The following is a 25092-nucleotide window of genomic DNA, read 5'->3' as shown; positions in this document are numbered from 1 at the left end:
AATGACGCGAGCAGCCATCGACGACGTCCTTCCGCTGTGGCCACTGCAGGAAGGTCTGCTGTTTCAGACCCTGTACGGGGAGCAGAAACTCGATGTCTACGTCGCCCAGATCCTGATCGACCTCGACGGCCCCCTGGACGCCGGGGCCATGCGCGACTCGGTGGCCACTTTGCTGCGCCGGCACCCCAATCTGCGGGCCAGTTTCCGGTACGAGAAGCTGAGCCGGCCGGTGCAGGTGATTCCGCGGGAAGTCCTGCTTCCCTGGCGGGAGTTCGACCTCACCGGGCTCGACGAGCCGGCCCAGGAGCGGGAGCTGGAGCGGCTCGCCGCCGAAGAGGCGGCGCACCGGTTCGACCTGGGGACCGGGCCGTTGCTGCGCTTCACACTGATCAAGCTGGGTCCGCGCACCAGCCGGCTGATGTTCAACTCGCATCACATCCTGCTCGACGGGTGGTCCACCGCCCAGCTCATGTTCGAGCTCTTCGAGATCTACCACCGTCGCGGCGACGGCTCGGGCCTGCCGCCGGTGACGCCGTACCGCGAAGCCTTGAGCTGGCTGGAACGGCAGGACCGGGCGGCGGCGGAGAACGCCTGGCGCACCGTGCTCGCCGAGGTGGAGGAGCCCACGCTGATCGCGCCCGGCGACACCGGGGCGCGGATCGCGCCGGCCGAGCAGGTCATCGCCATGCCCGATGAGCTGGCCGCCCGGGTGCGGGAGACCGCCCGGCGCAACGACCTCACGCTGAGCGCGGTGTTCCAGGGCTGCTGGGCGCTGCTGCTGGGGCAGTTGACCGGCCGTGACGACGTGGTGTTCGGCTCGACCGTATCGGTGCGCCCCGCCGAGCTGGCCGGCGCGGACCAGATGGTCGGCCTGTTCATCAACTCGGTGCCCGTCCGGGTGCGGATGCGCCCGCAGGAGAGCCTGCTGTCCCTGCTGACCGGGGTGCAGCGGCAGGCGGCCGGAATGGTCGAACACCACCACCTCAGCCTTCCGGACATCCAGCGCGCCGCCGGGCACGGCACCCTGTTCGACACGCTGACCGTCACCGAGAACTACCCCATGGGCGGGGACGACCTGCCCGAGCTGCCCGGTGACCTCACGCTGACCGCCGCCAAGGGCACCGACGCCAACCACTACCCGCTGAGCATCGCGGCGCTGCCGGGCGACGGGCTGCGGCTGCACTTCGGCTACCGGCAGGAGATCTTCACCCGCGAGGACATCGAGGTGCTCGGCGAACGCTTCCGCCGGCTCTTCGCGGCCTTCGCGGCCGACCCGGAGCAACTGATCGGCCGACTGCCCCTGCTGAGCGACGCGGAGTCGAGGCGCATGCTCGCCCTGGGCATGCCCGCTCAGCCGCTGCCGGGCGGTGACGTCATCCCCGCGCTCTTCGCCGAACAGGTACGGCGGCATCCGGACGCCGTCGCCCTGGTCCACGAGGACACCACCCTCTCCTACGCCGAACTGGACCGCCGCGCCAACCGCCTGGCCCGCACCCTGATCGAGCGGGGCGCGGGGCCGGAGCGGGTCGTCGCGCTCGCCCTGCGGCGCTCTCCCGAGCTGGTCGTCGCCATGCTGGCGGTGCTCAAGGCGGGCGCGGCCTATCTGCCGGTGGACATCTCCTATCCGGCCGACCGGATCGCCTATCTGCTCACCGACTCCGACCCGGCGCTGGTCCTGGCCACCTCCGCGTCGGCAGAGGTGATTCCGGACGGCTGCGCCGCGCCGCGGGTGCTGCTGGACGACCCGGCCACCGTCCGCGAGACCGACGCGAGGCCGGACAGCGATATCGAGCCGGGCGAGCGGCGGGGGGCGATGACGTCCGCCAACCCCGCCTACGTCATCTACACCTCCGGTTCCACCGGCCGTCCGAAGGGCGTCATGGTGACGCACTCCGGTCTCGCCGGTCTGGTCGCCACCAATGTCGAGCGGTTCGAGGTGGGGCCCGGCAGCCGGGTGCTGCAGTTCTCCTCGCCCAGCTTCGACGCCGCCGTCTGGGAGACCTACACCGCCCTGCTCACCGGCGCCGCGCTGGTGCTCGCCCCCGCGACACGGCTGCGGCCCGGCCGGGCGCTGGTCGACCTGGTCGCCGAGCACCAGGTGACGCACGCGCTCATCCCGCCCGCCGCGCTGGCCGTGCTCACCGAGGGCGATCTGCCGTCGATACGCCTGCTGGTGGTCGGCGGTGAGGCGTCCGCGCCGGAGCTGGTCGAGGCGTGGTCCGGCGGCCGGACGATGATCAACGCCTATGGGCCGACCGAGAGCACCGTCTGCGTCACCCTCAGCGAGCCGCTCTCCGGCGCGGTGGCGCCGCCCATGGGCACCGCCCTCGGCACCGCGCGGCTGCGGGTGCTCGACGGTGCGCTGCGGCCGGTGCCGCCGGGTGTCACCGGGGAGCTGTACGTCTCCGGCCCCTGCCTGGCGCGCGGTTATCTGAACCGGCCCGGTGTGACCGCCGAGCGCTTTGTCGCCGATCCGTATTCGGGCGGCGGGATACGGATGTACCGCACCGGTGACCTGGTGCGCTGGAACACCGAGGGCGACCATCCCGTGCTGGAGTTCGCCGGCCGGGCCGACGACCAGGTCAAGATCCGCGGATTCCGGATCGAGCTGGGGGAGATCGAGTCGGTCCTGGCCGCGCACGAGCGGATCGACCGTGCGGTGGTCGTGGTGCGTGAGCCGACCCCGGGCGACAAGCGGCTCGTCGCCTATCTGGTGCCGGTCAGCGGTGGAGAGGTGCCCGCCCCCACCGTGCTGCGCGAACACGTGGGCGCCTCGCTGCCCGAGTACATGGTGCCCGGGGCGTTCGTCGCCCTGGACGCGCTGCCGCTGACTCCCAACGGCAAACTGGACCGCAAGGCGCTGCCCGAGCCCGGCGCGGCCGGGCCGGCCGGGCGCGGACCGCGCACCCCGCAGGAGGAGATCCTGTGCGCGCTCTTCGCGGAACTGCTCGGCGTGGCCGAGGTGGGGGTGGACGACGACTTCTTCGACCTCGGCGGCCACTCGCTGCTGGCCACCCGGCTGGTCACCAGGACCCGCGCGGTCTTCGGCGAGGAGCTGTCGCTGCGCGCGGTGTTCGAGACGGCCACGCCCGCCGGGATCGCCCGCCGGCTGCACCAGGCCGTGGACGGCCGGCCGGCGCTGGAGGCGGGGCCGCGTCCCGAGCGGGTACCGCTGTCCTTCGCCCAGCGCCGGCTGTGGTTCCTGGACCGGTTCGACGGCGCCAAGCCGATCTACAACGTCCCGCTCACCGTGCGGCTGACCGGTGAACTGGACCTGGACGCGCTGCGCCATGCCTTCAGGGACGTCGTGGCCAGGCACGAGAGCCTGCGGACGGTGTTCCCGGACGTGGACGGCGACCCGTATCAGCGGGTGCTGGATCCCGCGGAGGCCGAGCTCGACCTGTCCCTGGTGGATCTGAGCGCGGCACCGGAGCGGCTGGACGAGGCACTGAAGGAGGAGGCGGCCGCCGGGTTCCGGCTGGCCGACGAACTCCCGCTGCGGGTGCGCGTCTTCCGCACCGGCGACCGTACGTACGTCCTGCTCGTGGTGATGCACCACATCGTCGGGGACGGCTGGTCGCTGGGCGTCTTCGGCCACGACGTCTCGCTCGCCTACGCGGCCAGGCTGAAGGACGCCGCGCCGTCGTGGGAGCCGCTGCCCGTGAGTTACGTGGACTACACCCTGTGGCAGCAGCGCGTACTGGGTGAGGAGGCGGACGAGAACAGCGCGATCGCGAGGCAGTTCGCCTACTGGTCGGATGCCCTGGCCGGGATCCCCGACGAGCTCAACCTCCCGGTGGACCGGCCGCGCCCCGCGGTGGCGAGCTACGCGGGCGACACCGTGACGTTCCACCTCACCGAGGAGCTGCACAAGCGGCTGCTCACCATCGCCCGCACCTCCCAGGCCAGCCTGTTCATGGTGGTCCAGGCCGGTCTTTCGGTGCTGTTGTCGCGGTCCGGCGCGGGCACCGACATCCCCGTGGGCACGCCGATCGCCGGTCGTACCGACGACGTCCTGGACGGACTGGTCGGGTTCTTCCTCAACACGCTGGTGCTGCGCACCGACACCTCCGGCAACCCGACCTTCCGCGAGCTGGTCCAGCGGGTGCGGGAGACCGACCTGGCCGCGTACGCCAACCAGGACGTGCCGTTCGAGCGGCTGGTCGAGCAGCTCAACCCCGAGCGCTCCCTGGCGCGCCACCCGCTGTTCCAGGTGATGTTCACCGTGCAGAACAACCGCCCGGCCGAGCTCGTGCTGCCGGGCCTGCGGGTGGACCCGTACGACCACCTCGGCGACATGGCCAAGTTCGACCTGTTCGTCGGGCTGATGGAGCGGCGCACACCCGACGGCGCACCGGACGGTATGGCCGGGTGGATCGAGTACAGCACCGATCTGTTCGACCGGGAGACGGTCCAGCGGCTCGCCGACCGTCTGATCCGGGTGCTGGCCGGGGCGGCCGAGGACCCGAAGCGGCCGATCGGCGCCCTGGACCTGCTCGACCCGATCGAGCGGCACCGCCAGCTCACCACCTACAACGACACCGGGCACCAGCTCGACGGGGCCTTCCTCCCGGAACTGCTCGAGCGGCAGGCCCACGCGCTGCCCGACGCCCCGGCCGTGGTGCACGGCGACACGCGGATGTCGTACGCCGAGCTGAACGCGGCGGCGAACCGGCTGGCACATGCGCTCATCTCACGGGGCATCGGGCCGGAGAACACGGTCGGCATCGCGCTGCCGCGCTCGGCGGAGCTGCTGGTGGCGGTGTGCGCGGTGCTCAAGACCGGAGCGGCCTATCTGCCCATCGACCCGGAGTACCCGGCCGAGCGGGTCTCCTTCATGCTGGCCGACGCGGCGCCCTCGCTGGTGCTGACCAGGGACGGGGTGCTGCCGGGCGGCCACCGGGCCCCGGTCCTCGCCCTCGACACACCGCAGGCCGCCGACCTCCTGGCCGGCCAGGCGGAGACCGACCCCACCGACGCGGATCGCACCCGTCCGCTCCACCCGGCCGCCCCGGTCTACGTCATCTACACCTCCGGCTCCACCGGCCGCCCCAAGGGCGTCGTGATGCCCGCGGGCGCCATGGCCAACCTGGTCGCCTGGCACCACGGTGAGATCGGTGGCGGGGCCGGGACGCGGGTCGCGCAGTTCACCGCGATCAGCTTCGACGTCTCCGCCCAGGAGATCCTGACCACCCTGCTCACGGGCAAGACGCTGGTGGTCCCGGACGACGCGGTGCGCCGCGACGCCGCCGCCCTCACCCGGTGGCTGGAGGAGCACCGGATCAACGAGCTGTACGCCCCCAACCTGGTGGTGGACGCCGTCGCGGAGGCCGCCCTCGAGGGCGGTGCCGCCCTCGGCGAGCTGCGGGTGATCGCCCAGGCGGGCGAGGCGCTGGCGCTCACCCCGCGGCTGCGCGCCTTCTGCGCCGAACGCCCGTGGCTGCGGCTGCACAACCACTACGGCCCCACCGAGAGCCATGTGATCACCGCCACCACCCTGCCCGCCGACCCGGCGGAGTGGCCCGCCGCGGCGCCCATCGGCCGCCCGGTGTGGAACGACCGGGTCTACGTCCTGGACGACGCCCTCGGCCCGGTGCCCCCGGGGGTCGTCGGAGAGCTGTACCTGGCCGGCGCCGGGCTGGCCCGCGGCTATCTGCGGCGGCCGGGCCGCACCGCGGAGCGCTTCGTCGCCGACCCCTTCGGCCCGGCCGGGTCCCGGCTGTACCGCACCGGTGACCTGGTGCGCTGGGGCAAGGACGGAGCGCTCCAGTTCATGGGGCGGGCCGACCACCAGGTCAAGGTGCGCGGCTTCCGGATCGAGCTCGGCGAGATCGAGACGGCGCTCGCCGCCCATCCCGACCTCGCCTCGGTGGCCGTCCTGGCCCGGCAGGACCGGCCCGGCGCGCCCCAGCTGGTCGGCTATCTGGTCCCGTTGGCCGACCGGACCGCCCCGGCCCCGGCCGAACTGCGCAAGCACCTGGCCACCACCCTGCCCGAGTACATGGTGCCCAGCGCGTTCGTCGCCCTGGACGCGCTGCCGCTGACCCCCAACGGCAAGCTGGACCGCCGGGCGCTGCCCGCTCCGGTACGGGTGGACGCCGAGCGGCGGGAGCCCGCCACGCCACAGGAGGCCGCGCTGTGCGGGCTGTTCGCCGAGGTGCTCGGGGTGCCCGAGGCCGGGGTGGACGACAACTTCTTCGACCTCGGCGGCCATTCGCTGCTCGCCACCCGGCTGACCAGCCGGATCCGTACGATCCTGGGCGCCGAGCTCAGTGTGCGCGACCTGTTCGAGTCGCCGACGCCTGCCGGCCTTGCCGGGCTGGTCGGCGACGCGGGCGGGGCGCGGCGGGCGGTGACCGCGCGCGAGCGGCCCGAGGAGGTGCCGCTGTCCTTCGCCCAGCGCAGGCTGTGGTTCCTGGGCCGGTTCGAGGGGCCCAGCGCCACCTACAACCTGCCGATGGCCCTGCGGCTGACGGGTGAGCTGGACCGGGAGGCGCTGCGCGCGGCGCTGGCCGATGTGGTCGCCCGCCACGAGAGTCTGCGCACCGTCTTCCCCGAGGTGGCCGGCCGCCCCCGCCAGGTGGTGCTGGACGTGGTGCCCGAGCTGCCGGTGGCCGAGGTCACCGAGGCCGGTCTGGAGGCGGCGCTCACCGAGGCCGCCGGGTACGCGTTCGACATCGCCACCGAGATCCCGGTACGGGCGCGGCTGTTCGCGCTCGGCCGGACCGAGCACGTACTGGCGCTGGTGGTCCACCACATCGCGGGCGACGGCTGGTCCATGGCCCCGCTGGGCCGCGATCTGTCCGCCGCCTACGCGGCCCGGAGCGCCGGCCGCGCCCCGGAGTTCACCCCGCTGCCCGTGCAGTACGCCGACTACACGCTCTGGCAGCACGAGGTGCTGGGCAGCGAGGACGACCCGGAGAGCACCATCTCCCGGCAGGCCGCGTTCTGGCGGTCGGCGCTGGAAGGGGCGCCGGAGGAGCTGGCGCTGCCCGCCGACCACCGCCGTCCGCCCGCCATCAGCTACCGCGGCGACATGGTCACCTTCCGCTTCGACGCCGAGGTGCACCGCGGCCTGCGCGAGCTGGCCATGGAGCACCGGGCCAGCCTCTTCATGGCCGTACAGGCGGGACTCGCGGCGCTGCTCAGCAGGCTCGGCGCGGGCACCGACATCCCGCTCGGCACGGCGATCGCGGGCCGCACCGACGACGCCCTGGACGACCTGGTCGGCTTCTTCGTCAACACGCTGGTGCTGCGCACCGATGTCTCCGGCGACCCGACCTTCGCCCAGCTGCTGGAGCGGGTGCGGGAGACCGACCTGGGCGCCTACGCCCACCAGGACCTGCCGTTCGAGCGGCTGGTCGAGCTGATCAACCCCGAGCGCTCGGCGTCCCGGCATCCGCTGTTCCAGGTGATGCTGGCGTTCCAGAACACCGCCGAGGGCCGGGTCGACCTGCCCGGGGTGGTCGCGGCGCCGCAGCCGATCGGCCATGACGTGGCCAAGTTCGACCTGTCCTTCACCCTGTCGGAGACCCATACGGACGACGGCGCGCCCGCGGGGATCGAGGGGGCGCTCACCTACAGCACCGACCTGTTCGAACGGGACACGGTGCGGATGCTGGTGGACCGGCTGGCGCGGCTGCTGGCCGCCGCCGTCGCCGATCCGTCCGCCCCGGTGGACCGGCTGGACGTGCTGCTGCCCGGGGAGCGCCACCGGATCGTCGAGGAGTGGAACGACGCCGCGGTCCGCGAGGTGCCCGCCGCCACCATGGCGGAGCTGTTCGCCGGGTGGGTTGCCCGCACCCCGGACGCACCGGCCCTGCTGACCGAGGAAGGGACCTGGACCTTCGCCGAACTCGACGCGAGGGTCGAGCGGATCGCCCGGGCGCTGGCCGCGCGGGGAGCGGGACCGGAGAAGCTGGTGGCGGTGGCGCTGCCGCGGTCACCGGAGCTGATCGTCTCGCTGCTCGCGGTGGTGCGGGCGGGGGCGGCCTATCTGCCGATCAACCCGGAGCTGCCGAGCGACCGCATCGGGTACATGCTCGACGACGCCGAGCCCGCCCTGCTGCTGACCTCCGGTTCCGTGGCCGGACGGCTGCCGCGGACCACCGTGCCCACGGCGCTGTTCGACACGCTGGACGGGGTGGCGGCCGCTGACACGGCCGACGTGTCCGTGCCCCCCGGCGCCCTGTCGCCCCAGCACCCCGCCTACGTCATCTACACCTCCGGGTCGACCGGCAGGCCCAAGGGTGTGACCGTGACCCACGCCGGAGTGGCGCAGCTGTGCGCGACGCTGGTGGAGCGGGCGGGCGTCGGCCCGGGTGCCCGGGTGCCGCAGCTGGCCTCGGCCAGCTTCGACGCGGCGTTCCTGGAGCTGGCCATGAGCCTGCTGGTGGGCGGCGCGCTGGTGGTCGTCCCGGCCGAGCGGCCGACGTCCGGACAGGCGTATCCGGACCTGTGCGCCGAGTACGGCGTCACCCACGCCTTCATCACCCCCGCCTCCCTGGCCGCGCTGCCCGAGGGCGGGCTGCCCGAGGGCATGGAGATCGTCGTCGGCGGTGAGTCCTTCGGACCGGAGCTGATCGGCCGGTGGCGGGACACGGTGCGGATGCACAATGTGTACGGCCCGACCGAGACCACCTGCGTGGCGGCGATGAGCGGGCTGCTGACCGACGACGCCGTACCGGCGCTCGGCGCGCCCGTCGCCGACTCGCGGCTGCATGTGCTGGACGAGCGGCTCCGCCCGGTACCGCTCGGCTGCGTGGGCGAGTTGCACATCGCGGGCGTCTCGCTGGCCCGCGGCTACCTCAACCGCGCCGGACTGACCGCCGAGCGCTATGTGGCCGACCCGTTCGGGCCGCCCGGATCGCGGATGTACCGCTCCGGCGACCTGGTGCGCCGGCGCGCCGACGGCGAGCTGGAGTTCATCGGGCGCACCGACGACCAGGTGAAGCTGCGCGGGCTGCGGATCGAGCTGGGCGAGATCACCGCGGCCCTCTCCGACCACCCCGAGGTGCACCGCGCCACCACCATCGTGCGCGAGGACCGCCCGGGGGTGCGGCTGCTGACGGCCTATGTGGTGCCCACCGCCGGGGCGGACGACCTCGACATCGACGCACTGCGGGCCGGGCTGGCGCGACGGCTGCCCGACTACATGGTTCCGGCGGCGTTCGTCACGCTCGACACGCTTCCGCTGACCACCAGCGGAAAGATCGACCGCAAGGCGCTGCCCGCACCGGAGCAGGGCGGCACCTCCCGTGCGCCGAGCGGCGCCCGTGAGGAGACCCTGCGCCGGCTGGTCGCGGAGGTACTGGGGCTCGGGGTCGAGGAAGTCGGCGTCGACGACAGCTTCTTCTACCTGGGCGGCGACAGCATCGTCTCGATCCAGCTGGTGGCCAGGGCGCGCGCCGCGGGGCTGGTCTTCACCCCGAAGGACGTCTTCCGCCACCAGACGGTCGCCGCCCTCGCGGCCGCCGCGGGCACCGTCCCCGAGGCCGAGGCGGAGGACCCGGACGCCGGTATCGGGGAGATCCCCGCGATCCCGATCCTGCACTGGCTCAGCGAGCGGAACGGGCCCATCGACCGGTTCCACCAGTCGATGCTGCTCCAGACGCCCGCAGAGCTGGACCTGGACCGGCTGGTCACCGCCGTGCAGACGCTGCTGGACCACCACGACGCCCTGCGGGCGCGGCTGAACCGGACCGAAGGGGACTGGTCGCTGGAGGTGGCGGCCCGCGGCGCGGTCCGCGCCGCGGACCTGATCCGGCGGGTCGACCTCACCGGCCTGGACGACGCGGCGCGCAGCGCCCGCCTCGCCGAGCACAGCGACGCGGCGGTGGGCCGGCTCGCCCCCGAGGACGGCACGATGGCCCAGTTCGTGTGGTTCGACGCCGGGCCCGGTGAGCGCGGCAGGCTGTGGTTCTCGCTGCACCACCTCGTCGTCGACGGCGTCTCCTGGCGGATCCTGCTGCCCGACCTGGCACGGGCCTGGGAGGCGGTACGGGACGGGCGCACCCCCGCACTCGACCCGGTGGGCACCTCCTTGCGCCGCTGGTCGCGGACGCTGGCCGAGGAAGCCGTGACGCCGGAGCGGATCGCCGAACTCCCGGTCTGGCGCGGCCGCCTCGCCCAGGCCCCGGAGCCACTGGCCGAGCTGACCATCGACCCGTCCCGGGACCTCACCCGCACTCAGCGCGCGATCACCATGGCGCTGTCCGCGGACACCACCCGGACCCTGCTCACCCGGCTGCCCGAGATGTTCCGCGCGTCCGTCAACGACGTGCTGCTCACCGGGCTGACCCTGGCGGTGGCCGACTGGCGCCGCCGGCACTTCGGCGGGGCCACGGGCGGGCTGCTGGTGGCCCTCGAGGGCCACGGCCGCGAGGAGATCGCCGAGCACACCGAACTGTCCCGTACGGTCGGCTGGTTCACCAGCATGTACCCGCTGTTCCTGGACCCCGGGCGGATCGACTGGGGCGAGGTGTGGACCGGTGGGGCGACCGTCGGCGACGTCCTCGCCCGGATCAAGGAGCAGCTGCGCCAGGTGCCCGACAACGGCGTCGGCTACGGCCTGCTGCGCCATCTCAACCCGGACACCGCGCCCTCGCTGCGGGGCCTGGCCGAGCCGCAGATCGGGTTCAACTACCTGGGGCGGTTCAACTCCTCGGGCACGCCCGAGGCCGCCGACTGGGCGCTCGCCCCCGAGGCGGGCGCGGTCGGCGGCGAGGATCCGGACATGCCGGTCGCCCACGCGCTGGAGGTCACCGCGTCCACCCAGGACGGCCCGGAAGGCCCCGAGCTGTCGGTGCTCTGGCAGTGGCCCTCGGCGCTGCTGGAGGAGGCCGTGGTGCGGGACCTCGCACAGGCGTGGATCCGGGCGCTGGAGGCGCTGGCCCGCCACGCCGACACCCCGCAGGGCGTCCGCCACACCCCGTCCGACATGGATCTGATCGAGGTCAGCCAGGACGAGTTGGACCAGCTCGCGAGCGAACTGGACAACTGGCAGTAGCCCACTTCGGAGTTGTTTATGTGCGGCTTTCGCCGGGCCGCAGCGCCATTACGGTCGGATCGGCGGGCCTCGCCGACGGGCGAGAAGGGCCCCGCCGATCCGACTGCGCACTCGTCACACATCGCATTACGAAGACGCCCAGGGAGCCTGTGCAGTGAAGCAGACACGTATCGAGGACCTTCTGCCTTTGTCGCCGCTCCAGGAAGGGCTGCTCTTCCACGCGCAGTACTCCGAGGACGCGGACGCGCTCGACGTCTACACGGTGCAGCTGGCGGTGAGGATCCAGGGCCCGGTGGACGCCCCGGCGGTGCGCCGCGCGGCGGCCACCCTGATACGGCGGCATGCGAGCCTGCGCGCGGGATTCCGGCGTCGTACGACCGGCGACCCGATGCAGGTGATCCTCCGGGACCTCGAACTCCCGGTCACCGAGCTGGACTTCAGTGACCTCGCCGAGGAGGAGCAGCGGGCGAAGGTCCGGGAGTTCGCCGCCGGGGACCGCGAGCGGCGCTTCGACATGGAGCGGCCGCCGCTGCTGCGGGTCACCATGATCAAGGTCGCGGCCGACGCCTTCTGGCTGGTCCTCACCGCCCACCACATCCTGCTGGACGGATGGTCCGCCCCGCTGGTGATGCAGGAGCTGTTCCAGCACTACCGCGCGGGCGGCGAGGACACCACCCTGCCGCCGGTCACCCCCTACCGCACCTATCTCGCCTGGCTGGCCCGGCAGGACAAGGCCGCGGCGAAGCGGGCCTGGCAGGAGGCGCTCGCGGGGGTGGACTCGGCCACACTCCTGGTGCCCGATGCGGGCCCCGGCGCGGAGGTGCTGCCCGAGGACCTGGTCGCCGAGGTGCCCGCGGACCTCACCGCCCGGCTCGGTGAACTCGCCCGCTCCGCCGGTGTCACCCTGAACACGCTGGTGCAGAGCGCCTGGGGCGTCCTGATCGGCCGGTTGACCGGCCGCGGCGACGTGGTGTTCGGCGCCACCGTGTCCGGGCGCCCGGCGGACATCCCCGGGGTGGAGTCCATGGTGGGGCTGTTCATCAACACCCTGCCGGTCCGGGTGCGGGTGGACCACGGCGCTCCCTGGACCGAGCTGCTGACGGCGGTCCAGCGACAGCAGGCCGCGCTGCTGGACCACCACCACCTGCCGCTGTCCGCCGTGCAGGAGTCCACGCCGGTCACCGGTGAACTCTTCGACACGCTGGTCGTCTTCGAGAACTACCCGCTGGACTCCGACGGCATCACCGAGCCCATCGACGGGCCGCGGATCACCGACATCACCGGCCAGGACGCCACCCACTACGCGCTCACCCTGTTCCCGACCCCCGGCCCCACCCTGCGGCTGCGCCTGGGCTACCGGCCCGATCTGTACCCGGCCGAGCGGGCGCGGGCCCTGCTGGACGGCTTCTGCCGCATGCTGGAGCGGATCGAGGCGGACCCGTCCCTCCCGGTGGGCCGCACCGAAGTGCTCGCGCCCGAGCTGCTGCGCACCGTCCTGGACGGCTGGAACGAGCCCGACGCCGGGGCCCCGGACACCTCGGTGCCCGCGCTGTTCGAGGCCGCGGTGGCCGCCGACCCGGCGGCGGTGGCCCTGGTCGCGGACGGGGCCGAGGTGTCCTACGGCGAACTGGACGCCCGCGCCAACCGGCTGGCCCGGCTGCTGTCCGGGCTCGGCGTCGGCCCCGAGACGCGGGTGGCGGTGGCGCTGCCGCGCGGGGCGGACCTGGTGGCCACGCTGCTCGCGGTGGGGAAGACCGGCGGTGCGTACATCCCGCTGGACCCCGAATACCCGGCCGAGCGCGTCGAGTACATCATGACCGACGCCGCGCCCGCGGTGGTGGTGACCGACTCCTCGGTGACCTCGGTGCCCGCGGCCGGTGGCGCGGCGCGGGTGCTGCTGGACGACCCGGCGGTCCGCGACCGGCTGGCCGCCCTGTCCGGCGAGTCCCCGGGGCTCGCCCCGGTGGCGGGGGACCACCCCGCGTACACCATCTACACCTCGGGTTCCACCGGCCGGCCCAAGGGGGTCGTCGTCACCCGGGACAACCTCACCAACTTCGTCCAGGACATGCGGGACCGGTTCGCCCTGCGGCCCGGGGACCGGCTGGCCGCCGTGACCACCATCGCCTTCGACATCGCGGGCCTGGAGCTGTACACCCCGCTGGTCTCCGGCGCCGGGGTGGTCCTGGCCACCCGGGACGAGGTGATCGACGTCCCCGGGCTGGCCGCGCTGCTGAAGAGCACCGGCGCCTCGGTCATGCAGGCGACCCCCACCCTGTGGCAGGCACTGGTGTCCCAGCACCCCGAGGCGCTCTCCGGGCTGCGGGTGCTGGTCGGCGGCGAGGCGCTGCCCGCCGGGCTCGCCTCCCGGCTGTGCGAACTCGCCCCCGAGGTGACGAACCTGTACGGCCCCACCGAGACCACCGTATGGTCGACCGCCGCCCGCCTCGCCGAGGTGTCCGGCCCCCCGGCCATCGGCAGGCCCATCGCGAGCACCCAGGTCTATGTCCTGGACGCCGGACTGTCACCGGCCCCGCCCGGGGTCCTCGGCGACCTCTACATCGCCGGGCGGGGCGTGGCGCGCGGCTACGCGGGCCGTCCGGACCTGACCGCGGAGCGGTTCGTCGCCTGCCCCTTCGGCGCGCCCGGCACCCGGATGTACCGAACCGGTGACGTGGCCCGGTGGACGGACGACGGGGAGCTGGAGTTCGCCGGCCGCACCGACGACCAGGTCAAGGTGCGCGGCTTCCGCATCGAGCTGGGCGAGATCGAGACCGTGCTCGCCGAACTGCCCGAGGTCGCCCAGGTGGCGGTCGTGGCCCGCGAGGCCGGGTCGGGCGAGCAGCGGCTGGTGGCGTACGTCGTCGCGGCCCCGGGCGCGGCGGTGCCGGTGCCCGCGCTGCGCCGGTCCGTCGCCGCGCGGCTGCCGGAGTACATGATGCCCTCGGCGTTCATGGTGCTGGACGCGCTGCCGTTGACCCCCAATGGCAAGACCGACCGCAAGGCGCTGCCCGCGCCCGACTTCGGCGAGCTGTCCACCGGCGCCGCCCCGCGCACCCCGCAGGAGGAGATCCTGTGCGGGCTGTTCATGGAGACGCTGGACCTGGACGCGGTCGGCATCCACGACGACTTCTTCGAGCTGGGCGGGCATTCGCTGCACGCCACCCGGCTGGTCAGCCGGGCCCGGGCGGCGTTCGCCGTGGAGCTGCCGCTGCGGGTCCTGTGGGAGGCCCCCACGGTGGCCCGGCTGGCGGCCCGGCTGCGCGGCGCCGACGCGGCCCGGCCGCCGGTGCGCGCGGTGGAGCGGCCCGAGCGGATCCCGCTGTCCTACGCACAGCGCCGTCTGTGGTTCCTCAACCGGTTCGAACACGGCGCCGCGGCCCACAACATCAGCATCGGCCTGCGGCTGAGGGGACGGCTGGACCAGGAGGCGCTGCGGGCGGCCGTCCGCGACGTCACGGCCCGGCACGAGACCCTGCGCACGATCTTCCCCGAGACCGACGGGGCGGCCCGGCAGCTGATCCTGAGCCCGGAGCGGGGGGCGACCGACCTGGTCGTCACCGCCGTGGACGAGCGGGACCTGGACACGGCGATCGCGGAGCAGGCGGCGCGCGACTTCGACCTGGCGACCGAGACCCCGCTGCGGGTGACCCTGTTCCGGATCGGCCCGGAGGACCACGTCCTGCTGCTGCTCCTCCACCACATCGCGGGCGACGGCTGGTCGGTCGGCCCGCTGGCCGGCGATCTCACCTCCGCCTATCTGGCCAGGGCCCAGGGAGCGGCACCGGCCTGGGAGCCGCCGCCCGCCCAGTACGCCGACTACACGATGTGGAACTACGAGGTGCTGGGCGAGGAGGATGATCCGGAGAGCCCGGTCGCCCAGCAGCTCGACTTCTGGCGCAAGCGGCTGGAGGGCATCCCCGATGTGCTGGCGCTGCCGACGGACCGCCCCAGGCCCCCGGAGGCGGACTACACCGCCGAGACGGTCGAGATGGACATCTCCCCGGAGCTGCACCGGGCGCTGACCCTCGTCGCGCGGAAGACCGGGACCAGCCTCTTCATGGTGCTCCAGGCCGGTCTGGCCTCGCTGCTCTCGGCGCTCGGCGCGGGCTCCGACATCCCCATGGGCTCGCCGATCGCCGGGCGCAACGACAAGGCGCTCGAGGGGATGATCGGCTTCTTCGTCAACACGCTGGTGCTGCGCACCGACACCTCCGGCGCCCCGACCTTCCGGGAGCTGCTGGACCGCGTCCGCGAGTACGACCTCGCCGCGTACGCCAACCAGGAGGTGCCCTTCGAGCGGCTGGTCGAGCTCCTCAACCCGGAGCGCTCGCTGGCCTGGCACCCGCTGTTCCAGATCTGGCTGAACGTGCAGAACGTCGAGGCCGCGGGCAGCGCGCCGGTCGGTCTGCCCGGGGTCGACGCCGAGGCGTATCCGGTGCCGGTGAACGCCACCCAGTTCGACCTCGCGTTCACCTTCAACGAGCGGACCACCGCCGACGGCGGCCCGAACGGGATGCAGGCGCTGGTCGACTTCCGGCTGGACCTCTTCGACCGCCGGACGGTCGTGGACCTCTTCGGCCGGCTGGAGCGGCTGCTGGAGCGGGTGGCCGCCGACCCCGAGCTGCGCGTACAGGACCTGTCCGTGCTGACCGAGGACGAGCGGACGATGCTCTCCCGGGTCAACGACACCGGCCGCCCCGGCCTCGGCCGGGCCACCTTCCCCGAGCTGTTCGCCCGGCAGGTGGCGAAAGACCCCGACGCCCCCGCGGTGGCCTTCGAGGGCGGCGAGCTGTCCTACGCCGAACTCGACCGCCGGGCCAACCGGCTCGCCCACGTCCTGTGCGCCGAAGGCGCCGGACCCGAGGGGTTCGTGGCCCTCGCGCTGCCCCGCTCGCAGGAGTGGCCGGCCGCGGTGCTGGCGGTGCACAAGGCCGGCGCGGCCTATCTGCCGCTGGACCCGGCCTATCCCGCCGAGCGCCTGGCCTACATGCTCTCCGACGCCCGCCCCGGCGTGGTCGTCACCACCCGGGCCATCGCGGCCACCCTGCCGTCCACCGGCTCGGCCACGGTGCTGGTCCTCGACGACGAGGCCACGGCCGCCCGGGTCGCCGGGGCGGCGGACACCGCGCCCCAGGTGTGGGTGTCGGTACGCCACCCCGCGTATGTGATCTACACCTCCGGGTCCACCGGCAGGCCCAAGGGCGTGGTGGTCTCGCACACCGGTGTCGCCGCCCTGGCCACCGGCTACGCCGAGGCGCTGGGGCTGGGCCCGGGCAGCCGGGTGCTGCAGTTCGCCTCGCCGAGCTTCGACGCGGCGTTCGCCGAGCTGTGCCAGTCGCTGCCGGTCGGCGCGACCCTGGTGATGGCGCCGCCCGAGCGCCTGGACCCGGGCGCCCCGCTGGCCGGGCTCCTCGCCGAGCAGCGCGTCACCCAGGCGACCATTCCGCCCGCCGCGCTCGGGGTGATGGGCGACGGCGAGGTGCCGGCGGGCACCACCCTGCTGGTCGCCGGTGAGGCGACCCCGCCGGAGCTGGCCGGCCGCTGGTCGGCCGGGCGGCGGATGGTCAACGCCTACGGCCCGACCGAGACCACGGTGTGCGCCACCATCAGCGCACCGCTGTCCGGGGTGGCCGAGCCACCCATCGGCACGCCGATCCCGAACACCCGGGTCCATGTGCTGGACGCCGAACTGCGGCCGGTGGCCACCGGTATGGCCGGTGAGCTCTACATCGCGGGCGACGGGCTCGCCCGCGGCTACCTCGGCCGCCCCGGCACCAGCGCCGAGCGCTTCGTCGCCGATCCGTCCGGCCCGGCCGGCAGCCGGATGTACCGCACCGGCGACCTGGCCAAGTGGACCCGTGACGGGCGGCTGATGTTCCTCGGCCGCGCCGATGAGCAGGTCAAGCTGCACGGCTTCCGGATCGAGCCCGGCGAGATCCGCTCCGTCCTGCTGAGCCGCCCCTCGGTGGCGCAGGCGGAGGTGCTGGTGCGTGAGGACCGCCCGGGGGACCAGCGGCTGGTGGCCTATGTGGTGCCCGAGACGGGCGCCGCACCGCTGGACGGCGCCGAGCTGCGCGCCCACGCGGCCACCGCGCTCCCGGACTACATGGTGCCCGCCGCGGTGGTGGTGCTCGACGCGCTGCCGCTGACCCCCAACGGCAAGACCGACCGCAAGGCGCTGCCCGAGCCGGAGTACGTGGGCGCCGCCGCCCCGACCGACGGGCCGCGCACCCCCCGGGAAGAGCTGCTGTGCTCATTGTTCGCGGAGGTCCTCGGGCTGGAGCGGGTCGGCATCCACGACAGCTTCTTCGACACCGGCGGGGACAGCATCATGTCCATCCAGCTGGTGCGCCGGGCGCGTGACGCGGGCGTCAAGCTGACGCCGCGGGATGTGTTCGAGCACAAGACGGTGGCCGGCCTCGCCAAGGCCACGGCCGGCGAGGACGCTCCCGCGGAGGCCGCGGCCGAGCCCGTGGCTGCCTCCGCGGGGATCGGCGACGTACCGCTGACGCCGATCATCCACTGGATGCGCGAACGGGGCGGCCGCCCCGACCGGTTCAGCCAGACCAACGTGGTCATGGTCCCGGCCGGCCTCGGCGAGCAGCGCCTGCGGGCGGGGTTGCAGACGGTGCTCGACCACCACGACGCGCTGCGGATGCGGCTGCGCCGCACCGGTGGCGTGGTGTGGAACCTGGAGGTTCCCGAGCGTGGCGCGGTCCGGGCGGCGGACTGCCTGCGCCGGGTCGATCTGACCGGGCTGGACGAGGAGCGGGCCCGGGCCCGTATGGCGGAGGAGACCAAGGGCGCCTGGGACCGGCTCGACCCCGAGGCGGGGCTGATGCTCCAGGCCGTCTGGTTCGACGCCGGCCCGGACGTCGCCGGCAAGCTGCTGCTCACCATCCACCACCTGGCGGTCGACGGCGTTTCCTGGCGCATCCTGCTGCCGGACCTGACCACGGCGTGGTCGCGGACGGACGGCGGAACCTCCGGGCTCGACGCCGTCGGCACCTCGTTCCGGGAGTGGGCGCAGCGGCTCACCGACGCCGCCCAGCGGCCGGAGCGGATCGAGGAGCTGAAGTTCTGGCTGGACACCCTCGCCGAGCCCGACCCGGCGCTCGCCGACCGGCCGCTCGACCCCGCCCGGGACATCACGGCGACGACCAGGCGGCTGATCCTCACGCTGCCCACCGAGCAGACCTCGGCCCTGCTCACCACCGTGCCCGCCGCGTTCCACGCCCGGATGAACGATGTCCTGCTGAGCGCGTTCGCGGCCGCCGTCACCCAGTGGCGCGCACAGCGGGGCCACCGAGCCGGCCATCTCCTGGTCAACCTGGAGGGCCACGGCCGTGAAGAGCTCGACGAGGGCATCGACCTGTCCCGGACCGTCGGCTGGTTCACCAGCCTGTTCCCGGTACGGCTCGACCCCGGCCCGCACGACTGGGACGAGTACCGCGCGGGCGGTCCGGCGACCGGCCGGGTGCTCAAGCGGGTCAAGGAGCAACTGCACGCCCTGCCCGACAACGGGATCGGTTACGGTCTGCTGCGGTACCTCAACCCGCAGACCGCTCCGGTGCTGTCGCGGCTGCCCGAGCCCCAGATCAGCTTCAACTACCTGGGCCGCTTCCCCGCCGCCGTGGCGACCGCGGAGGCCACCTCGGCCGAGGGGCCGGCCCCGGACGGCTTCGACCTCGACGGCGGCAGCGACCCCGAGCGCCCGCTCGCGCACACCGTCGACATCACCGCGATGACCCAGGACCTGCCGGACGGCCCTCGTCTGGTCGCCGATGTGTCCTGGGCGGGCGAGCTGCTGAGCGAGGACGAGGTCCGCGAGCTGGGCCAGAACTGGCTGACCGCGCTCACCGCCCTGGTCAGGCACGCCGAGGGGCCGCAGGCGGGCGGCTACAGCCCCTCCGACCTGACGCTGGTCCCGCTGACCCAGGACGAGATCGAGGCGGTCGAGTCCGCGGGGGCGGAGCGGCTGGAGGACGTCCTGCCGCTCACGCCGATGCAGGAGGGGCTGCTCTTCCACGCCCAGTTCGACGAGGACGAGCCCGACCTCTACACCGTGCAGCTCGGCATCGACCTCGCGGGCCCCCTGGACGCGGACAGGCTGCGCGGCGCGGCGCGGACCCTGCTGCGGCGCCACGCCAACCTGCGCGCGGGCTTCCGCCAGCAGGGGCTGAGCCGCCCCGTGCAGGTGGTGGCGGGCGACCTCGACCTGCCCTGGACCGAGCTGGACTTCGGCCATCTGCCGGAGGCGGAGCGGGCCGCCCGGCTGGACGCGCTGATGGACGAGGACCGGGTGCGCCGGTTCGACCCCGAGCGGCCGCCGCTGCTGCGCTTCACCCTGATCCACATGGGCGACCGGCTGGCCCGGTTCCTGATGACCAATCACCATCTGCTGCTCGACGGCTGGTCGGGACCGCTGCTGATACGTGAGCTGTTCGCGCTGTACGAGGCGGACGGCGACGAGTCGGCGCTGCCGGACGTCACCCCGTACCGCGACTATCTCGCGTGGCTCGGCCGGCAGGACAAGCAGGCGGCACGCGAGGCATGGCGCACGGTGCTCTCCGGGGTGGACGGTGCGACGCTCATCGCGCCCGACAGCGACGGACGGACCGCCGAGGTCCCCGGCGACCTGCTGGTGGAACTCCCCGAACGCACCACCACGGATCTGACCGCGCTGGCCCGACGCCACGAGGTGACCCTGAACACGGTCGTGCAGGCGGCCTGGAGCGTGGTGCTGTCCGGGCTGACCGGCCGGACCGACGTGGTGTTCGGCGCGATCGTCTCCGGCCGCCCCGCGGACCTCCCGGGTGTGGAGACCATGGTCGGCCTGTTCATCAACACCGTCCCGGTCCGCGCCGAGCTGAAGCCGGCCGACACCTGGACGACGCTGCTGGAGCGGCTGCGGGGCCAGCAGACGGCGGTGATGGACCACCACTACCTGGGCCTCCAGGACGTGCTGCGCCTGGTCGAGCCGGACACGCTGTTCGACACGATCGTGGTGACCGAGAACTATCCGCTGGAAGGCGACGGAATGCCGGCCGTCGAGGACGGTCTGCGCATCATCGGCACCTACGGCTCGGACGCCAACCACTACCCGATCAGCCTGGTGGCGATGCCGGGACGCGCCCTGCGGCTGCGACTGGGCTACCGGCCGGACGTCGTGGACCGCGACGCCGTGGAGGCCATCGGCGACCGGCTGGTGCGGGTATTCGACGCCATGATCGGCGCGCCGGGGCAGCCGGTGAACCGGGTCGATCTGCTGGCCACGGACGAACGCCGCACGCTGCTGGAGGAGTTCACCGCCACGGCCCGGCCCGCGCCCGGCGCCCTGGTGCCCGAGCGCTTCCAGGCCCAGGCCGCCCGTACCCCCAACGCCCCGGCGCTGCTGGACGCGGACGGCACCCGGCTCAGCTACGCGCGGCTCGACGCGGCCGCCGACCGCCTGGCCGCCGAGCTGATCGGGGCCGGGGTGGGCCCCGAGCGGCTGGTGGCGCTGGCCCTGCCGCGCTCGGCGGACCTGGTGATCGCCGCCCTCGCGGTGCTCAAGGCGGGCGGCGGCTATCTGCCCGTGGACCCGGGCGACCCGGCCGACCGGCTGGCGCACGTCCTCACCGACGCGGCTCCGGTGCTGGTGCTGACCCGCTCGGAGATTGCGCCCGGCCTGCCGGAGACGGCGGCGCCGGTGCGGCTGCTGGACCGGCCCTCGGACGCGCCCGCCCCTGCCGTCCCCGCAGGTCGGCGGTGGCATGCGGAGAGCCCCGCGTATGTGATCTACACCTCGGGGTCCACCGGGCGGCCCAAGGGCGTCGTGGTGGAGCACCGTTCGTTCGCCCAGTACCTCGACTACGCCGCCGAGGCGTACCCCTCGCTCGGAGAGCGGGCCCTGCTGCACTCGCCGGTCTCCTTCGACATGGCGGTCACCTCGCTGTTCGGCCCGCTGACGACCGGCGGCTGTGTGCAGGTGGCGGAGCTGGAGCAGCCCGCGGAAGGGCGGGTCCGGCCCGCGTTCTGCAAGGTCACCCCGTCGCATCTGCCGCTGCTGGCCGGTGTGGACCCGGAGTGCTCCCCGACCCGTGAGCTGGTGATCGGCGGTGAGCAGCTGCTGGGCGAGGCGCTGGCCCCCTGGCGCGCCGCCCACCCGGACGTGGCCGTGGTGAACGAGTACGGGCCCACCGAGGCCACCGTCGGCTGCGCCGTGCTGCGGCTGGAGCCGGGCGAGGAGACCCCGTCCGGCGCGGTGCCGATCGGCCGGCCCACTCCCAACACCCGGCTGTATGTGCTCGACGCGGGGCTGCGGCCCGCGCCGCGCGGCGCCGTCGGCGAGCTCTACATCGGCGGCGGCCAGCTGGCCCGCGGCTATCTGGGCCGGCCCGCTCTGACGGCGGCCCGGTTCGTGGCCGATCCGTTCGGCGCGCCGGGCGGCCGGCTGTACCGCACCGGCGATCTGGCGCGCTGGAACGCGGACGGGCAGCTGGAGTACCTGGGCCGGGTGGACGAGCAGGTCAAGGTCCGCGGCTACCGCGTGGAACTCGGCGAGATCGAGGCCGCGCTGGCCCGGGACCCCGAGGTGGGCCGCGCCACGGTCGTGCTGCGCGGCGACGAGGGCGCGGGCAAGCGGCTGGCCGCCTATCTGGTGCCGGCGGCGGGCAGCGGGCTGGACACCGCGGCGGTCCGTGAGCGGCTGGCCGCGGCCGTACCGGACTACATGGTCCCGGCCGCGTTCATGGTGCTCGACGAGCTGCCACTGAACGCCAACGGGAAGGTCGACCGCAAGGCGCTGCCCGCACCCGACTACAACCCCCGCGACTGGAGCGGCCCGCGCACCCCGCAGGAGGAGATCCTGTGCGGGCTGTTCCGGGAGGCGCTGGGTCTTGACGTGGTGGGCGTCCACGACAGCTTCTTCGACCTGGGCGGCGACAGCATCATGTCGATGGGCTTGGTCAACCGGATCCGGTCGGCGTTCGGCGTGAAGCTCGGCATGCGGACGGTGCTGACCGCGCCCACCGTCGCCGAACTGGCCCAGAAGCTCGGCGGCGACGCGGAGCAGGATTCGCTCGATGTGCTGCTTCCGCTGCGCGAGCACGGCAGCCGCACCCCGCTGTTCTGTGTCCACCCCGCGGGCGGGCTGAGCTGGAGCTACTCGGCGCTGCTGCGGAGCGTGGACGCCGAGCACCCGGTCTACGGGCTGCAGTCCCGCGGCCTGGGCGGCGAGGCGGACGCGCTCCCCGCGACCCTGGAGGAGATGGCGGCCGACTATGTCGCCCAGATCCGCCGGGTCCAGCCCACCGGACCGTACGCCCTGCTCGGCTGGTCGCTCGGCGGCACGGTCATCCACGCCATGGCGGCGCTGCTGCAGGCCGCGGGCGAGGAGGTGGCACTGCTGGTCAACCTGGACGAGTTCCCGCTCGACCGCTCCCAGCCGCTGCCCGACCGGCTGCCGGACGAACAGGACGCGCTGCGGGTGCTGCTGGACTTCGAGGGCTACGACGTGGATGCCCTGGGGGACGCGCGGCTGACGCACGGCCAGGTGGTGACCATGCTGCGGGACCGGCAGTCCGTGCTGGCCAGCCTGGACGAGGACAACGTGGCCGCCCTGGCCCGTGCCTTCGCCAACAACCGCCGGCTGTTCATGGCCTATGAACCGGCCCCCTACCGGGGCGACCTGCTGGTGCTGGTGGCCGAGGAGGACCCGTCGGTGCCCGCGGCCGACCTGGCCGCGCGCGCCGAGCGGTGGCGGCCCCATGTCGACGGACGGATCGAGTACCGGCGGATCGGCTGTGCCCACCCGTACCTGATGCGGCCCGAACCGGCCGCCGAGATCGGCCGCGTACTCAACGAGAAGCTCCGGGAACTCAAGTGACCCGATTGGTGGAGAGATGAGCGTGCAGACAGCGACGAGCCGCGACGAGATACCGGAGGAGATCTCGGCCATCAACCTGGTCGATACCCGGACCTACCTCGAGCACGACATGGACGCGTACTGGCGCCGGCTGCGCGCCGACCACCCGCTGTACTGGCATCCGCCGGTCGACGGCAAGCCCGGCTTCTGGGTGGTCAGCCGCTACGCCGATGTGATGGCGCTCTACCGGGACAACCAGCGGCTCACTTCGGAGAAGGGCAACGTCCTGGTGACGCTGCTGGCGGGCGGCGACTCGGCCGCCGGCCAGATGCTGGCGGTGACCGACGGCCGGCGCCACAAGGACCTGCGCAACGTGATGCTCAAGGCGTTCTCGCCGCGAGCCCTGTCCAAGGTCGCGGCGCTGGTCCGGGTCAACGCCCGCCGGATGATCGCCGAGGCGATCCGGCGGGGGGAGGGGGACTTCGCGGCCGAGGTGGCCTCGGTGATTCCGCTGACCACCGTGGGCGGTCTGCTCGGGGTGCCGGTGAAGGACCACTCGTATCTGCTGGGTCTGACCAAGTCCTCGCTCAGCTCGGACGAGGCGGACCAGGCCCCGGAGGAGGCGTTCCTGGCGCGCAACGAGATCCTGCTGTACTTCAGCGACCTGGTCGCCGAGCGGCGCGCCGATCCGCAGGACGACGTGATCAGCACGCTCACCGCCAGTGAGATCGACGGGGTGCCGCTGACCGATCAGGACATCGTCTTCAACTGCTACAGCCTCATCCTGGGCGGCGATGAGACCAGCCGGCTCACGATGATCGACTCCCTCTACACCCTCAGCCGTGAGCCGGAGCAGTGGAAGCGGCTCAAGGAGGGCTCGGTGACGCTGGAGTCGGCCACCGAGGAGGCCTTGCGCTGGGCCACCCCCGCGATGAACTTCGGCCGTACCGCGCTGGTCGACATCGAGATGGCCGGGGGGACCATCAAGGCGGGGGACGTGGTGACGCTGTGGAACACCTCGGCCAACCGCGACGAGTCGGTCTTCGACGACCCGTACGTTCTGGACCTCGGCCGTTCGCCGAACAAGCACATCACCTTCGGCTACGGTCCGCACTTCTGCCTCGGCGCCTATCTGGCGCGGGTGGAGGTGAAGGAGATGCTGGACGCGATGCGGACCTTCAGCGACGGTATCGAGCTCACCGGTGAGCCGCGCCGGATCCACTCCAATCTGATGGCCGGGATGTCGACCCTGCCGGTCCGGTTCCGGCCGGACGAGGCGGGGCTGGCCACCGCCGACGACTGACCGGCCCCGGACCCGGACGAACGACCGCCCGGCGCCCCCACGAGGGGACGCCGGGCGGTCGTGTGCTCGCCGGGCCCGTCAGACCGTCAGCCCGTCCGTCAGACCGTCAGCCCGTCAGGGCGGGCCCCGGCCTCCTGGGACTCGACGGCCGCGGGCCGGGCGGCGCGCCGGCGCCGGTAGTAGTGCACCGTCAGGACGCCGAGCAGCGGTCCCCAGGCGACCAGCGGCGCGTACGCGATCCAGAAGGCCACGGACTGCCAGCCGTGGATGGCCAGCCCGAGGGGCTCTCCGTCGATCTTCATATCGAGGGCGATCATGACCAGCGCGTAGGGGAAGATCAGCAGCGCCACCGAACCGAGGCCGGCCGGGATGACGGCCGCCAGGGTCGGCACCCGGCGCCCGCGCAGACCGGGCATCCAGTTCGGCCACACCTCGCCCCACCGGGTGACCAGCCCGAAGGAGAGGAACGCCAGCGCCTCGCTGAAGACGCTGAGCCCGATGACGTACCACCAGCCGCCGCCGAACATGTCCGGGGTGTCCGAGGAGCCCGAGGCCGACGAGTTGTGCTCCAGCAGCGGCGCACCCAGGTTGACGCCCGCGATCCGCCAGATGCAGGAGGGCAGCGTGACCAGGGTGATGGCGTAGGCGGTGCGCACGGCCCAGCGGGGCACGCCCGCGGCCACCCGGCCGTGCATCTTCGTCAGGATGGTGCGGGCGGTCATGGGCGAATCCTCCTCGTCCGGATGCCGGGTCGGTGTGCGGAGGATCGGGTGCGTCCGCCGACCCGGCCGGCGGTGCCTGCCTGTGGCTCTTCAAAGATCGCAGCGGTTCGATGCCCCGCACATCCACCGCAGGAAGGGCCCGGCTCAGCCGTGTGGGGGAGGCGGTCTGCACCGCACGCAGGAGGGGTGCCCGGGCCGCCCGCGCGGG

Annotated in this window: 4 protein-coding genes; 3 read left to right on the top strand and 1 reads right to left on the bottom strand. The window is 73.4% G+C overall.

All coding sequences use genetic code 11. From position 1 onward, the window contains the following. Position 1: 1 nt before the first annotated feature. The 3 genes from BLV72_RS14615 to BLV72_RS14605 all read left to right on the top strand — a co-directional run bounded on the left by BLV72_RS14615 (position 2) and on the right by BLV72_RS14605 (position 24162). The gene (locus BLV72_RS14615; protein ID WP_093462730.1) at positions 2-11008 is read left to right on the top strand and encodes a non-ribosomal peptide synthetase; all 11007 of its coding nucleotides are present in this window, start codon (positions 2-4) and stop codon (positions 11006-11008) included. 154 nt (positions 11009-11162) lie between these two features. Beyond that, positions 11163-22880 carry an amino acid adenylation domain-containing protein gene (locus tag BLV72_RS14610; protein ID WP_093462728.1) on the top strand — a complete coding sequence of 3906 codons (11718 nt, stop codon included), beginning with the start codon at positions 11163-11165 and terminating at the stop codon, positions 22878-22880. A gap of 16 nt (positions 22881-22896) precedes the next feature. Continuing rightward, positions 22897-24162 carry a cytochrome P450 gene (locus BLV72_RS14605; protein WP_093462727.1) on the top strand — a complete coding sequence of 422 codons (1266 nt, stop codon included), beginning with the start codon at positions 22897-22899 and terminating at the stop codon, positions 24160-24162. A 98-nt stretch (positions 24163-24260) separates the two neighbouring features. On the opposite strand, the gene BLV72_RS14600 is transcribed toward BLV72_RS14605, so the two are convergent. Continuing rightward, positions 24261-24884 (bottom strand): hypothetical protein, encoded by a 624-nt coding sequence (locus BLV72_RS14600; protein WP_093462725.1) that lies wholly within the window; start codon positions 24882-24884, stop codon positions 24261-24263. Between the last annotated feature and the right edge of the window lie 208 nt (positions 24885-25092).

This window comes from Streptomyces melanosporofaciens (assembly GCF_900105695.1).
GTDB classification, from domain to species: Bacteria; Actinomycetota; Actinomycetes; order Streptomycetales; family Streptomycetaceae; genus Streptomyces; species Streptomyces antimycoticus.
The sequence above is the reverse complement of the archived record's forward strand: the minus strand, read 5'-3'. Positions and strand labels throughout refer to the sequence as shown.